Here is a 14,903-nt window from a genome sequence, read left to right as displayed (position 1 = left end):
ATAAATACTTTTGATAAAAGGGATTGTTAAATCATTAGTATGAAGCTTTGTTTTACATACCTTGAAGCTACGCTTCAAGGTAGCATCGTTTTTACTTTACGTTCCTATTCAGACACATCAATATCCATTTTCAATTCATGGCTCCTTAATTTATTCTCAAGAATTGCAAAAATTCTTTCAAACACAAAACAAAGTACCCAATATATTATCGATGCATCCAAATACATTTCCAAATAATTATAGCCATCATTTGCAATAATTTTTGCCATAGCCATAATTTCCACAACTTTGATTGCAAATGCTAATGAGGTTGCCTTTATAAGGCCAATAAATGTGTTGCCTAAATTGGGAAGTGCCACAACAAGCGCCTGTGGCAGAAGAATTCTCCATAGTCCCTGAACTGTTGTCATACCTACTGAGTATGCAGCCTCCATCTGTCCGGCATTTGTTGAATTTAATGCAGCACGAAAGATTTCCGATTGATAAGCAGCAGTATTTAGAGTGTAAGCTATCAGAGCATAGATCAAAGGAGAAATTTGATCTGCATCCAAGCTCCATCCGAGATACTTGTTCGTCCATTCCAATAAGATAGGAATACCATAGAAAAATACATATAGCTGGACAATTAATGGAGTTCCTCTGAAAAATGAAACGTACAGAACTGCCATCTTATTTAGTAACGGCACTTTAAATATTCTGCATAAAGAAATCAAAAGGCCGAAAACGAAGCCAAGAAGCATTGAAATAACAGCGATTGTTAGTGTCAAAGGAACACCTTTGAGCACTTCTGGTAATTGCTCCAGAGCAAAGTCTACGTTGATAATGGACACTTTCGATCACTACCTTCAAAAATTGATTACTTGGATATACTGATGCGTCCTTTTTTAAATGTTTTTTCCATATATTTAATAATCGTCTCAATTACAATGCAGGTTCCCCAGTATACCAGTGAAATAATAAAGTAGACTTCAAACATGCCAATCCCGTAATTGTTTCCTAAAATAATCCTTACTTGTCCCATAATGTCGATGATGCCAATAGTAAATGCTAGAGATGTATCCTTGAGCAAAGCGATGATGCTATTTCCCAAATTCGGTAAAGCAATGACAAATGCCTGTGGTAATATGATTCTTCTCAAAGCTTGAAAATAACTCATACCCACACTATAAGCTGCTTCTAATTGATCTTTTCCAACTGCTAAATAAGCAGATCTGATGACCTCGGATAAAGGGGCAGCAGTATGTAATGAAAACGCAATAATAAGAAACACGAGTCTATTCCATCCATTAATATCAATATTTACAAGTAAGAGAAGTTGCGGCAGCCCGAAATAGACAAGAAAGAGCTGAACCAATATCGGGGTACACCGCATAAAAGACAAGTAAAAAGATGCAATTACATAAGGTAGCCTTCTTTTCTTAATTCTTACCATTGCGACAAGTACACCTAAAATGATAGAAAATAGAAAGGAAAGTCCCATCATTAGTAATGTGAGCGGTAGTTTCTCCAATACTCTTAAAAATAAGTTCAACCATTCAAGAAAACTTGAGCTAATAATCTTATTCACCTCCTGAAGTTAAGAACACTTTCAGTTTTAATAAATAACTCTGATGTAATTTATATACAGTGTCTACTGCTTTAAATCACATCAGAGCATCTTCTATTCGGGGTTAGTTTTCAAATTGGAAGCCTTCTTTATTGATATAATCAAGATCTTTAAAGAAATCTACTTTAAACCATTTTTCAGCTAATTTTGAAAGAGTACCATCATTAGTCAGTTCTTCAGTTGCCTTATCAATTTCCTTTGCTAAGTCACTTTGATCTTTATTAAATACAACCCATATTGGTTCCTTCGAAACGACTCCACCCACTTTTAAGTCCAGATTTAGCGTTTTCTGTGCTTCTTTAAAAGTAGTAACATTAATGAAAATGGCATCTGCTTCTCCATTAGAAACTTTTTTCAAGTTATCTGCAGTAGAAGGGTTATCAATGCTTTCGAGTTTTAAAGGGTTATTTGGATGCTTTTCATTGTAACCATTAAGAATGCTGCGCAATCCGCCACTTGGAGAAACGGGTGGAAACGTCTTACCCACCATATCATCTAATGTTTTGATATCGTTTCGACCCTTCTTGGTAACTAATGAAGTTAAAGAATAACCAAATTCGTGTTGTGGAAAGAGAAATTTCTGTTCTCTTTCGGGATTTTTAAAGAACCAGTTGATTGCAAAATTATATTTTCCTGAACTAACGCCAACGAGGTTCGATTCTTCTTCCCCAAAAATATATTCGAATTTATATCCTGGCAGCTTCTTATCAAGTGCTTTAAGATAATCGATGTCATAGCCAATAGGATTGTTCTTATCATCGGTATAAAGAAACGGAGGATTAATTTCATCACTTAATGCAACTTTTACTACTGTTTGCTTCTGATTTGCATTTTTGTTTTCTGCATTTGTACTTTGAGAGCAGCCTGTTATAAGAAAAATAAGTCCTAATGTTAAAATTGCAGTTATCCATAATCTCTTCATTGAAATATGACCTCTCTTCTTTAAATTGTATACTCTGGTTCTCGAACCAGCCTTTTTAGAAATTGTTTCGTACGCTCGTGTCTTGGATGTACTAATACTTCCTGTGGAGGTCCTTGTTCAACAATTACTCCTTCGTCCATAAAAACAACATGGTTCGCAACATCTCGAGCAAAATCTATTTCATGGGTAACAATAACCATGGTAATGCCCTCACTTGCAATTTTTTTAATAATCGATAGTACTTCACCTACCATCTCAGGATCAAGGGCCGAGGTTGGCTCATCAAAAAGGATAACGGACGGATTCAATGCGAGTGCACGAGCAATGCCAACTCGCTGCTGCTGCCCTCCAGAAAGCTGCGAAGGGTACTCGTTGATTTTTTCTGAAAGACCTACCTTTTTTAGCAATGTAAAACTTAAATCCCGACTAACATTCTTAGATATTTTTTTTGCTACAATAAGTCCTTCCATAACGTTCTCTATAACAGTCTTATTTTTAAACAGGTTGTAATGCTGAAAAACCATAGCTGTTTTCCTTCTTAACTTAAGAGTATCGTGCTTTGACGGATGAGTCCCTTCTACAGAAAATCCGTCAACTGATATAAGACCATTATCAGGGCGCTCCAAATAGTTTATGCATCTAAGCAGTGTTGTTTTTCCAGATCCACTTGGGCCAATAATTGCTAGAACATCACCCTTATGTACCTCAAGATCTATTCCTTTTAATACTGGATTCTTTTTAAAATTTTTTCTTATGTTTTTCAGTACAATCATTTTGCCCCCCCTATCATGTTGACATTGTATCCATTTCATATAAAACTTCATATCCTTCTTTCCCAGGGAAAAAAAATAGGCCCGAAAGATTCGATTTTATGAATCTCACGGTGCCATTGGTTGTCCAGTAGGCAAGTATTAAATAATAACCAAAATCTAACACAACTATTTCTACCTGTAAAGTAGGAATTATAGTTTTTTTCTCATCTCTTAGTTATAAATATATATAACTTTTTCAGCATAAAAACCGCGTTAAAGCTTGGATTAAGTTAGAATTATCTCCCTTCGTAAAGTCATTGACTTTTGCCTGTAAGTATGTTTATATTTTCCTAAACCAAGTAATCCGATATATTTATAGCTGACTGGTCTACCGGAAGCCTTCAATTTCTTCTTTATTAAGAGATTGAAGGCTTTTATTTACTTTGTTGAGTATAAACCTATAAACTTTTTAGGAGGGAACTAGAGTGGGGCTAGAACATCATCATAATGGTCATCCTCATACACATGGAGGAGTAAATGGAAGTTTAATAAAGAACAAAGAGGGTACAAAGGTATTACTCATTTCTTTAATCGGATTACTCCTTACTGCTATTTTTCAGACAGTCATAGTAACGATGACAGGAAGTGCTGCTTTATTAGCAGACACCATTCATAATTTTGGCGATGCACTAACATCCATTCCACTATGGATTGCTTTTGTATTAAGCCGACAACTTCCTACAAAAAGATTTACTTATGGATTAAAAAGAAGTGAGGATTTTGCAGGATTATTTATCGTATTTGTTATATTTGTAAGTGCAGTTATTGCTGGTTATGAGACGTTGAATAAACTCTCTGATGAAACACAGGTGGATCATTTGGGCTTAACAGCGATAGCTGCTATTGTTGGCTATGTCGGGAACGAAATTGTTGCAATATATCGAATTCGTATGGGTAAACGCATGGGAAGTGCTGCACTAATCGCTGATGGTCATCACGCTAGATTTGATAGCTGGACTTCACTTGCAGTTTTGATTGGTGTGCTAGGGACATGGTTTGGTTATCCAATACTTGATCCAATTATTGGTTTAATCATAACAGTGATGATATTATTTACTGCAAAAGATTCTGCTAAAGTGATATTCACAAGATTGTTAGACGGTATCGAACCAGAGTATATTGATAACATTACAAAATCCGCTTCCAAAATAAAAAGCATTCGAAATGTGAATGACGTGAAAGCACGTTGGTTAGGTCATGAAATTGTTATAGACATAAGTATAACTATAGACTCAAACCTGTCTATTAAAGAAGGGCACAATGTCGTCAAAAACCTTATACACCAATTGCAACATGATATAGAACATATATCCTCTATTCAAGTACATGTAGATCCTTTAGAAGAACCAGGTGCCTTATTTCATAAACATGAATACTATCATACAGATCATGCTCGACAACATACTGCACATTCATAATATTAATTTGGCTTCATAATAAATTTAATCCTCGAGATTGTTGCTGTACCAAATAAAAAATTAGAACACTATTTTTTTATATAAAAAAATAGTGTTCTAATGCTATTCTTTCGGAGACATAAAAAACCCTTCTGAAAGGTTGTTAAAAACAGCCTCATCAGAAGAGTGTTGTTTTATAATATTAAATTTGATTATAGATACTTATAGTTTTCTTTTACTTCAATGTGCTATTAAGCCGATAATACATCGATCTGCGCCCTTGGTGAGTTCCATATTTTAATCCAGCTTCTCACTGCTGTTACTAATATGATAACCCCTAAAACAAGCATAATGATAGATATGACAGCATTCATCACACTGTAACCAGCTGCCGCAGGATTTAAATAAACATTTTTGATCATCCAATAGCCTGCATAATTAACAGTAATAAATAAATACGCAAGTGGGATCAGGCAGGTAAGCATGTATCTTCTTTTATCAGCTATCTTTAAAACGACCGTTGCCCCAATAATGAGACCAATAGAGGCCATCATTTGATTGGATACACCAAACAGCGCCCAAATGGATCCAATATCACCGGAGAAAAGGAGGTATCCCCACAAGAAACAAGCTAATGCGCTCGCAAATATATTTCCTGGAAGCCAATCGACTCGCTTCAACGGTTTATACACTTCACCGAAGAAGTCCTGAATAAGGTATCGAGCCACGCGTGTCCCAGCATCGATCGCTGTTAAAATAAAGACCGCTTCAAACATAATCACAAATTGGAAAAAATACGAAGACAACTGCGCAAACCATGGCACCTTAGTAAAAATGTATGTCATCCCAACGGCAAGCGTTACCGCTCCACCTGTTCTGCCTTCTAGACTTAGTCCAATTTCCTTACTGAGTTCAGGAAGATGAACTACATTCATTCCGAGCGTCTTAAAAACTTCTGGAGTCGAGTTGATCGCAAAATAATCGGCAGGCTGTAAGGCAGTAGCTGCAACTAGTGCCATGACACCAACGACACACTCTACAAGCATCGCACCAAATCCAACTACTTTTATATCACTCCATCTATCTAGCATTTTTGGAGTTGTACCAGAACCAACAAAGGCATGGAAGCCTGAAATGGCTCCACAAGCAATCGTAATCGAAATAAATGGCCACACAGGTCCAGCTAAAATAGGACCTCCTCCATTCACAAATTTCGTAACGGCTGGGAACGGTATTGAAGGGTTAATAATAAATACACCTGCAATTAAAGCAACAAATACCCCAATTTTCATAAAACTACTTAAATAATCGCGCGGGGCAAGCAGCAGCCACACAGGGAGAGCCGCAGCAAAAAAAGCATAGATTGGTAGAATAATGGCCAATGTTTTGGCATCAAAGGTTAACCAATTCCCTATGATCGTTTCTTGAATCGTTGGTCCAACAAACACTCCTAATAATAGTAAAATAAATCCAATCGTTGTTGCTAATTTTAAATTTCCTGTTTTTCGATAAAAAAGTCCGATCCCCATGGCAATTGGAATCGTAATCCCTACAGCAAAGGTTCCCCACGGGTTGTTTTCCAATGCATGTAGAACAACCATAGAAAGTCCTGCCATCGTAATCGTAATAATAAATAGCATTGCTAGTCCCGTACAAAACCCAGCTACCGGTCCTAACTCTTCTTTCGCAACCAAAGACAATGATTTCCCTTTTTTACGCATGGAAGCAAATAAAACTACGGCATCATGAACCGCACCACCTATCACAGCCCCGATTAAAAGCCATAATAGCCCAGGTAAATAGCCAAATTGAGCGGCTAATACAGGACCAACAAGAGGACCTGCCGCTGCAATGGCTGCAAAATGATGACCAAAGGTTACCCATTTATTCGTAGGAACATAATCCTTTCCATCATTTAATTCATGGGCAGGAGTCGGCTTAGAGTCGTTTAACTTTAACACCTTGGCTGCCATAAACGTACCGTATAATCGATATGCGATCATCAGGATACACATAGAACCAATGACTATTGTTACTGCATTCATTAATGATAAACCTCCTTCAATCTGTCTGAATCCATCATACAAAATGAAAGAAGCAATCTATGATTTTCACAGTAGAATGCAAGAGTTTGGAGATGAATAACCATAATAATGGTTTGAAATGCACAAACTTTTATATAACAGTTTATATATTTAACATCTGTTTCAATAATTTTACGTAAGTCCGGCTAACAGGAACCTTAGATCCATCCTTCATTAACAGATTGTAAGTCGAATGAAACCATGGCTGTATCTCCTTTATGGCATCGAAATTAACTAGAAAAGAGCGATGTACTCGGACGATCGATGTATTTTTTAGCTTTCGTTCAATAACAACAAGCGGATCAGACACTTTGTACTCCCGCTCTATTGATTTAATGAATGTTTTCCCATCCATCGATCCGATAAAAATAATATTTTCGACCTGCAGGAGAATGATCCGATCTTCTGTATGAATCGCTAATTTTCCTGTTCGATCTAAACCTGATACTTTATCCTGAACAGCAGCTTGATGGTCTTCGCTTTGCTCAAGTCTCTTTTCAAGTTTTTCAATGGTTTGCTGAACTCTTTGCTCATCAAAAGGCTTCAATATATAATCTACCGCATTGACATCAAAAGCCTTCAGCGCATATTCGTCAAAAGCGGTCGCAAAAACAATCTCTGGTACTTCTTCAAAATCTAGCATTTTTTTAGCTAATTCCAATCCATTTTCCTCTGCTAGCTGAATATCAAGAAAGACAACGCTTGGTTTCAATTCCTTGATAAAAAGAAGAGCTTCTTCTATCCCCTCTGCTTCCCCTATCACATCCACAAGCTTCGTTCTACGGAGCAAATACATTAGCTCGTCTCGTGCTAATGGCTCATCATCTACTACAAACGCTTTGATCATGTTGTTCACCCCAGCTTATATGATTAAGAGGCAATTGAATGATTACCTTCGTTCCACTCCCTAACTGACTTTCGATCTGAAAGGAGGCTTCCTCCCCGTAAATCTCACTCATTCTCTTTTTTATGTTATATAGAGCGGTTCCTGTCCCTTCTATTGAAGTTACAGCCTGTTTCCCTAGTGAATCGACTAATTCAGAAGAGATGCCTTTCCCATTATCCTCTGCCATCAGCACTACTCGATCATTCTCTTTAAAGGCGCGCACGGTCACAATCCCATTCTTCTTATCAAAAGGCTTTGAAAAGGAATGGCGTATAGCATTTTCCACTAAAGGCTGCAGCGTAAATGGAGGAATCAATACCTGCTCAAGTAAAGGTTCGATCGAAAGGCATACTTTATACTTATTTGGAAAGCGTGCTTGCTCTAATGATAGATATGCCTCTACATGCTCAAGCTCTTTTTGAAGGGGAATAAGTATATGCCGCGCACCTTGCAAATTGCTCCTGAAAAAAACGCTTAATTTTAACAGCAGCCTTCTAGCTTTCTCCGAATCTGTCCGACATAAAGCAGAAATCGTATTGATCGCATTAAATAAAAAATGAGGATGAATTTGTGCCTGCAAGGCCTTGATCTCAGCATCTTTCAATAGCTTACTTTGCAGTTCAGCTTCTCCTAGCTCCAGCTGAGTTGAAAAAAGCTTCCCTAACCCTTCGCCTAGCTGTTCCTCTACTTGATCAAGTTTTTTTGGATCTGTAAAATAAAGCTTTAATGTACCTACCGTATGAAAATGTATTTTTAAAGGCATAACAAGTGCGGCCTTTAACGGACAGTTTTGATGCGAGCATTGTATCTCATCTTGTGACTTGGCCTTTATAATATGACCACACTCTAATACGGTATGTGTTAGTTTTGTAGCCAAGCTCTGTAATGGAATATGATGGTCTGCACCAACTCCCGCATGCGCTAGGATTTGCTGTTCATTTGTGATCGAAACGGCATCTGCATTCGTCCATTTCAAAATAATTTCAGCTGCCTCTTTTGAGGAATGAGCATTAAGACCCTTTCGAAAAAAAGGAAGTGTTTGATCGGCAATAAAAAGAGCTTTATGCGTTTCAAGTGCCCTCGCTCGCTCCTCCTCTTGAAAAATAGTTTGTATAATGAGCATAAACAGGAAAATACCTATACCGTTCATTAAAATCATTGGCAAACTAATTACTTTAACAAGAGTTAATGCTTGTAAGAATGGCTTCGCTACAAACAAAATAATCCCCATTTGAAGCGCTTCCATTAAAATTCCGAATATAGCTGAAAAAAGTAAAGCACTACTCCCTAGGTAACGATATCTTTTTCCGACTAATCCTGATAACACACCTGCTATAGCAGCCGAGATTCCACAAGCTATCGAGCTAAACCCTCCTAAAGTGAAACGATGAACCCCTGCAATTATCCCTACTCCTGTACCAACAACAGGTCCACCTAAAAGACCTCCAATCACTACACCTAATATACGTGTATTCGCGATTGCGCTTTCATCATTAAGATCAAAATGCCACGTTTGTGAATGAACAGCATCCCCTTGAATTTGAATGCCTATATAATTACTAATGATTCCAAACATTCCAAAGATCACAATCATCCATGCTTTATCAATGTATCCGTGCTTGTAATGAATCATGTCCCGAAACGACTTCATCCTCGATAGTAAAAAGGCAAAAACAACGAGAATCCCTACTCTTTCAAGCATCATTGGCAATAAACTGATCAACTTTCATCACCATCCTTCAGGTTGATTTCATCGAGCAGGTTTTACATCTTTATTTATATTAAACATACCGTGATTTTTCTCTTAGTTCCACTTTGAAATATGACTTTTTTGTGTATTATTAGAAAAGCGGAAGCGACTTGGTCATCGACATACAAACTGGAGGGGCTTCGACTGAGATAAGGCGAACCTTCCATCAGGGTGTTTTTCCCTGATGGTTAGCCTGAGCCGATCAGGTTTTTACGGGCAGTTTTTTATCCACTGTACATTTTTTAGGTCATATCTTACTGCCCGTTAAAACGTGATAAAGGATACACGAAGAGCATAGCGATTCGATGTTGACTTATCGTAGGGAGATGACCTGAAGTTTGCTAGTCGATAGGCGCTGGAGCTAGACAATTAAGAAAAGCGGAAGCACCCTTGCTCATCGACGTAAAGTGCTAGACTGAATCGAGTGAGATATAGGAAACACGAAGAGCGATAGCGATTCGATGTTGACTTATCGTAGACGAGGTGAGGGAAGCACTTCTAGTCGATAGGGTGCTGGAGCTAGACAGTAATCTAACTTCAGATGTAAATTCTGATATTATTAAGAAAAGCGAAAAGCGCCTGATCATCCCTGAAGCTAGGTACCTCACTACAAAAAAAATTCATGCTTACACTAATTCTTAAAATTAGACTTCCTGCTTCATCCCCTCTAAACTAGAAACGTATTAACTCAGTTTAAAGGAGTGTTCAAAATGGATCGAATTCGCCTTACCAACGATTTATCTTTTTCCCGAATCATTCACGGCTCATGGCGTTTAGCCGATTGGGACTATTCAGACCAGGAAACCTTATCACTTATTGAGCATTGTTTAGAAAAAGGGATTACAACCTTTGATCACGCAGATCTTTACGGATCATATACTTGCGAAAAATTATTTGGAGACGCCCTTTCTTTAAAACCAGAACTACGAGATAAAATGGAAATTGTCACAAAATGCGGTATAGTGATACCTTCACCGAACCGCCCTGCACATCAATCTCATCATTATAATACAAGTAAAAAGCATATCCTTTTATCTGTTGAACAATCGTTAAAAAATTTTCAAACAGACTACATAGATACATTACTCATTCATCGCCCTGATCCATTTATGAATCCTGAGGAAGTTGCTGAGGCATTTGTTGAGCTTAAGGAATCTGGAAAAGTACGTTCGTTTGGGGTATCCAATTTTAAACAGCATCAATGGAATATGCTGCAGTCTTATCTAGACTTTCCGCTGATCACGAATCAAATAGAAGTATCTGCTTATCAGTTAGAAAATATTGAAGATGGGACCTTGAATTTATGCTTGGAAAAAAGAGTTGCTCCGATGATTTGGTCTCCTCTTGCTGGAGGGAAAATTTTTACGAGCCAAGATGAAAAAGCAGCTAGGCTTCGTGATACTTTAACAAAAGTGCAGGAGGAAATAGATGCTAATAGTATGGATGAAGTCCTTTATGCATGGTTATTAAATCACCCTGCAAAGATGATGCCAATTGTCGGTTCAGGTAAAACTCATCGAATTGACAGTGCCGTTCGATCGCTAAAATTTAAGCTGACACTTGACCAATGGTTTGATATTTTGCACAGCTCAATGGGACATGAAGTGCCGTAAAACAAAATGATTGATTATAGCTTCCTGGTCTTCTCCAAAATTGTTAGAAAAACCAGGAAGCTATTACTTCATCCATGTTTTACTTCCTATTTTCAGAAAAAAATAAAAATTACTCAGCTGGTATAGACAACTAGTTGCATATATCGTACACTATTCTTATAGAATCTATTCAGACAGGAGTCCTCCAAATGTCTAGTAACCAATCACTTATTATTAAAAATATTAATGTGTACGCAGAGGATCAAGTTTTCCCAAATGGATACATAAAAATAGTAAATGGAAAAATTGTTGAAATTGGAACTGATGTTTCCAATCAACTAAAGAATGAAGAAACAGAGATTATTAAATTTACTCCTGCATATAACTTAATCCCTGGTGCAATCGATATGCATATTCATGGAGTAAATGGTGCAGATACAATGGATGCAACAGAAAAAGCTCTTAATATTATTACAGCTACCCTCCCTCAAGAAGGGACCACTAGTTTTCTTGCCACAACCATGACCCAATCAAAGAAAGCAATTGAAGATGCGTTAGAAAATGCAGCTCATTATATTGTTAAAAAACAAACAGTTGGCCAAGCTGAAATACTTGGTATTCACCTTGAAGGCCCTTTTATTTCACCTAAAAGAGCAGGGGCACAACCAACAAACCACATTATTGAACCAAATATTGATCTTTTTAAACAATGGCAATCGTTAGCCAAAGGGACCATTAAACAAGTGACACTAGCTCCTGAAGAGGGAGAAGGAATTGACTTCATAAACTATTTACATGACACAAATGTCGTCGCTTCTATTGGACATACAGATGCAACCTATCAAGAAGTCGATCAAGCCATTAAAGCAGGGGCAACTCAAGTAACGCATCTTTATAATGGGATGCGCGGACTTCATCATCGCGAACCAGGTATTTTAGGTGCTGCATTACTTCGAGATGAGCTTTTTGCTGAAATGATCGTTGATGGTATTCATGCCGTGCCTGAAATGATACAGCTTGCATATAAAATGAAAACGAGTAAACGTGTCATCCTCATAACCGATTCTATGAGAGCAAAATGCTTAAAAAATGGAGTCTATGATTTAGGTGGACAAGAAGTCATTGTAAATGGAGAAAAAGCAACTCTTGCAAATGGTTCTTTGGCAGGCAGTATATTAAAAATGAAGGATGCCATGAAAAATATGCTTTCTTTCTCTAAATGCACCCTTCAGGATGTCATTCAAATGGCCGCCGTTAATCCTGCTAAACAGCTTAGTGTCTTTGACCGAAAAGGAAGTCTTGCAGTTGGAAAGGATGCTGACTTTGTAATCTTAGATGAAAATTACGATGTCGTAATGACCTTCTGCCGTGGAAAGCTTGCATATAAAAAAAGCGAGCAACGACAAGTATAGTTTAACAGTGAAAGAACAGCAAATGATCATGATAAAGGAGTGAACTATTTTGAATATCATTCAGGTAAAGGACTATCAAGAAATGAGTGAAAAAGCAGCTGATTTACTGATCAGTAAAATTAAAAGCAAACAGTCCTTTAATCTAGGACTAGCCACTGGAGGTACACCAAAAGGGCTTTATGAAATACTGATTGAAGACCATAAAAAGAATGGAACCTCCTACAAACACATTACAACTTTTAACCTGGACGAGTATGTGGGCCTTAATAAGCTTGATCCTAATAGCTATCACTACTATATGAATGATACCTTATTCCACCACCTTGACATAGATGTTGATCATACTCATCTTCCGATTGGCTCAGCTAAAAATCTTGAACTAGAGTGCCAGCGTTACGAGCAACTGATTGATGAAAAAGGCGGAGTGGATTTACAAATATTAGGAATCGGACGAAATGGACATATTGGATTTAACGAGCCTGGTACTTCCTTTCAATCTCTTACACATGTGGTTACATTAGACGAATCTACCCGAAAAGCGAATGCACGTTACTTTTCTTCAATTGAAGAAGTTCCAACGCATGCAATTACTATGGGCATCGCTTCTATTATGAAAAGCAAAGAAATATTCCTTTTAGTGTCTGGTGAGGAGAAAGCTGATGCAGTGCATAAATTATTTAACAGTGAAGAAAGTGAAGATTTTCCAGCATCTATTTTAAAACAGCATCCCTGTGTTACAATCATTGTAGATCAAAAGGCATTATCAGGAGCACACATAAAAAACATCTCTACAATAAGATAGATACTAAGCTCCTTTGTTTCCTCAGGATCTCTTAAGATGGGCAGAAACGCCTCTTAATGTGATATGGCCTTTAAGGAGAGAGAAATTATGATTGATAAAAGCTCGCCTCTTCCGATTTATTATCAGCTTGAAGAGTTGATTAAAAAGAAAATTGAAATCGGTGAGTTGCAGCCAAATGATATCCTTCCTTCCGAACGTGAGTATTCAGAATACTATCAAATTAGTCGAATGACCGTACGTCAAGCGTTTACGAACCTTGTGAATGATGGATATCTTTATAGAAGAAAAGGAAAAGGCACCTTTGTTGCTGAAAAGAAATTTGAACAAGAACTGATTGGTTTAACTAGCTTTACCGAAGAAATGAAAAAAAGAGGTCTGACACCGAGCAGTAAAATGCTTCATTTTGAATTAATTCCGGCAACAAAAAAAATGGCTAGTATGCTAAAAATCAAAGAAAATGAGCCTGTGTATGAGATCATACGAATTCGTCTTGCAGATAAAGAACCGATGGCTTTTGAAACCTTATATATGTCTGCTAATTTAGTAAAAGGTTTGACTGCCGAAATTGCCAGTCACTCTCTGTATGAGTATATCGAGGAGAAGTCCGGATTAAAAATGGCACATGCGAGCCAAACAATCGAATCGTCTATAGCGACAGATGCAGAAGCTCAGCATTTGAACATCCCTAAAGGATCACCTATCCTTTTATTTCATCGACATTCTTATTTAGAGAATAACACTCCTATAGAGGTGGCAAAATCTTCCTACAGGGCAGATCGTTACAAGTTTTCTATTCATATTAAAAGACAAAAAGACTAATGGACGAAGGATTCTTCCACTAGTCTTTTTGTCTCTGTTTGTATTCCTTTATGAAAGTTCTAAGAATGTTCCTGTTATCTTACTTAAATATCATCTGGTAAATAATATTGATACATGTTAATTGTATTCTTTTGTTCCTCTAAAACAGCCATTGTCTTTTCATTTGGCTTTACATAAATAGTTGGATAGTCTTTTTCAACCATTTCCTCTTTGATATGAAAAGCCAGTTTTTCTTCATTTATTGAAAACTCTGAGTTAACTCCAGGTTTATTTCCGCGTGCATCCAACCGAATCCAACGATTTAATGATTTTAAAAATACAGCATTTAGCGCATGAATACAATAACCTTTTTCAGGTGTCTCGAACAGCATTAATCGCTGATAACAAAAGCCTGTTGGAATTCCTTCAGCTCTTAGTAAGGCAGCAAGCAAATTTGATTTTGCATAGCATATCCCATGTTGATATTGAAGCACCTCTGATGCTTTCTTTGTTATTCTCTGCGCTTGTATATCCCATGAATGTGATATTTGATCCCTTACAAATTCAAAAGCAATTTTAGTCTTTTCGATATCTGATTGTTGATCATGAAATAATTCTTGCTTTTTCTTCTTTATGACTGAACTTGAATAGTCAACAGTATCAAGTTCCTTTAAATATTCTTCTAAATTAGATGATTCACAAGTTAACATCATTCGTATTGCTCCTCTACAAAACTATCATTATGAATAAATATATATCTAAACTAATATCTATTCAAATTTAACCTTAGAGATGACCTCCGAATGGTAGTGTACATAATAAAACCAATAATGGTCTCTTCT

At 37.1% G+C, this 14,903-nt stretch carries 13 protein-coding genes; 5 read left to right on the top strand and 8 right to left on the bottom strand.

The features are described from left to right. Positions 1-104: 104 nt before the first annotated feature. The 4 genes from FDO66_RS08645 to FDO66_RS08630 form a co-directional block, all read right to left on the bottom strand. Positions 105-830, bottom strand: a complete 726-nt coding sequence (locus tag FDO66_RS08645; RefSeq protein ID WP_141432236.1) for an amino acid ABC transporter permease — start codon at positions 828-830, stop codon at positions 105-107. A gap of 26 nt (positions 831-856) precedes the next feature. Next, on the bottom strand, positions 857-1,558 hold the full coding sequence (locus FDO66_RS08640; RefSeq protein ID WP_141432276.1) for an amino acid ABC transporter permease: 702 nt from the start codon (positions 1,556-1,558) through the stop codon (positions 857-859). A 112-nt stretch (positions 1,559-1,670) separates the two neighbouring features. Beyond that, entirely contained in the window at positions 1,671-2,528 is an 858-nt protein-coding gene (locus FDO66_RS08635) for a transporter substrate-binding domain-containing protein (protein WP_141432235.1), read from the bottom strand. Between the two features lie 20 nt (positions 2,529-2,548). Then, positions 2,549-3,301: an amino acid ABC transporter ATP-binding protein gene (locus FDO66_RS08630; RefSeq protein WP_141432234.1), complete on the bottom strand. Its 753-nt coding sequence runs from the start codon at positions 3,299-3,301 to the stop codon at positions 2,549-2,551. 464 nt (positions 3,302-3,765) lie between these two features. On the opposite strand from FDO66_RS08630, the gene FDO66_RS08625 reads away from it, so the two are divergent. After that, on the top strand, positions 3,766-4,758 hold the full coding sequence (locus FDO66_RS08625) for a cation diffusion facilitator family transporter (protein WP_141432233.1): 993 nt from the start codon (positions 3,766-3,768) through the stop codon (positions 4,756-4,758). Positions 4,759-4,988: 230 nt separating this feature from the next. Here the strand turns inward: FDO66_RS08625 and cstA are convergent, their stop codons facing one another. The 3 genes from cstA to FDO66_RS08610 all read right to left on the bottom strand — a co-directional run bounded on the left by cstA (position 4,989) and on the right by FDO66_RS08610 (position 9,430). Then, on the bottom strand, positions 4,989-6,782 hold the full coding sequence (gene cstA, locus FDO66_RS08620) for a carbon starvation protein CstA (RefSeq protein ID WP_141432232.1): 1,794 nt from the start codon (positions 6,780-6,782) through the stop codon (positions 4,989-4,991). 142 nt (positions 6,783-6,924) lie between these two features. After that, positions 6,925-7,668 (bottom strand): LytR/AlgR family response regulator transcription factor, encoded by a 744-nt coding sequence (locus FDO66_RS08615; RefSeq protein ID WP_141432231.1) that lies wholly within the window; start codon positions 7,666-7,668, stop codon positions 6,925-6,927. After that, on the bottom strand, positions 7,643-9,430 hold the full coding sequence (locus tag FDO66_RS08610; protein WP_141432230.1) for a sensor histidine kinase: 1,788 nt from the start codon (positions 9,428-9,430) through the stop codon (positions 7,643-7,645). Before FDO66_RS08610 ends, FDO66_RS08615 begins: the two co-directional genes overlap by 26 nt. A gap of 737 nt (positions 9,431-10,167) precedes the next feature. Between FDO66_RS08610 and FDO66_RS08605 the strand changes: the two genes are divergently transcribed. From FDO66_RS08605 to FDO66_RS08590, 4 genes are all read left to right on the top strand, one after another. After that, the gene (locus FDO66_RS08605) at positions 10,168-11,070 is read left to right on the top strand and encodes an aldo/keto reductase (protein ID WP_141432229.1); all 903 of its coding nucleotides are present in this window, start codon (positions 10,168-10,170) and stop codon (positions 11,068-11,070) included. Positions 11,071-11,258: 188 nt separating this feature from the next. Next, positions 11,259-12,461, top strand: coding sequence for an N-acetylglucosamine-6-phosphate deacetylase (nagA, locus tag FDO66_RS08600; RefSeq protein WP_141432228.1), 1,203 nt, complete (start codon positions 11,259-11,261; stop codon positions 12,459-12,461). A gap of 49 nt (positions 12,462-12,510) precedes the next feature. Then, the gene (nagB, locus tag FDO66_RS08595; protein WP_141432227.1) at positions 12,511-13,263 is read left to right on the top strand and encodes a glucosamine-6-phosphate deaminase; all 753 of its coding nucleotides are present in this window, start codon (positions 12,511-12,513) and stop codon (positions 13,261-13,263) included. 87 nt (positions 13,264-13,350) lie between these two features. After that, the gene (locus FDO66_RS08590; protein WP_141432226.1) at positions 13,351-14,082 is read left to right on the top strand and encodes a GntR family transcriptional regulator; all 732 of its coding nucleotides are present in this window, start codon (positions 13,351-13,353) and stop codon (positions 14,080-14,082) included. A gap of 83 nt (positions 14,083-14,165) precedes the next feature. Here FDO66_RS08590 and FDO66_RS08585 read toward each other — a convergent pair whose 3' ends face one another. After that, on the bottom strand, positions 14,166-14,774 hold the full coding sequence (locus FDO66_RS08585; protein ID WP_141432225.1) for a transglutaminase-like domain-containing protein: 609 nt from the start codon (positions 14,772-14,774) through the stop codon (positions 14,166-14,168). Between the last annotated feature and the right edge of the window lie 129 nt (positions 14,775-14,903).

Origin of the sequence: Bacillus sp. 03113 (assembly GCF_006546985.1) — a bacterium.
GTDB lineage: Bacteria > Bacillota > Bacilli > Bacillales > Cytobacillaceae > VATK01.
Note: the sequence above shows the minus strand (reverse complement) of the source record. Positions and strands in the feature narration are given on the sequence as shown.

Excerpts from the sequence above, each read along its gene's own strand:
- FDO66_RS08590 (WP_141432226.1), top strand. The coding sequence starts at position 13,351 with ATGATTGATAAAAGCTCGCCTCTTCCGATTTATTATCAGCTTGAAGAG.
- FDO66_RS08605 (WP_141432229.1), top strand. The coding sequence starts at position 10,168 with ATGGATCGAATTCGCCTTACCAACGATTTATCTTTTTCCCGAATCATT.
- FDO66_RS08585 (WP_141432225.1), bottom strand. The coding sequence starts at position 14,774 with ATGATGTTAACTTGTGAATCATCTAATTTAGAAGAATATTTAAAGGAA.
- FDO66_RS08615 (WP_141432231.1), bottom strand. The coding sequence starts at position 7,668 with ATGATCAAAGCGTTTGTAGTAGATGATGAGCCATTAGCACGAGACGAG.
- FDO66_RS08635 (WP_141432235.1), bottom strand. The coding sequence starts at position 2,528 with ATGAAGAGATTATGGATAACTGCAATTTTAACATTAGGACTTATTTTT.
- cstA (WP_141432232.1), bottom strand. The coding sequence starts at position 6,782 with ATGAATGCAGTAACAATAGTCATTGGTTCTATGTGTATCCTGATGATC.
- nagA (WP_141432228.1), top strand. The coding sequence starts at position 11,259 with ATGTCTAGTAACCAATCACTTATTATTAAAAATATTAATGTGTACGCA.
- FDO66_RS08630 (WP_141432234.1), bottom strand. The coding sequence starts at position 3,301 with ATGATTGTACTGAAAAACATAAGAAAAAATTTTAAAAAGAATCCAGTA.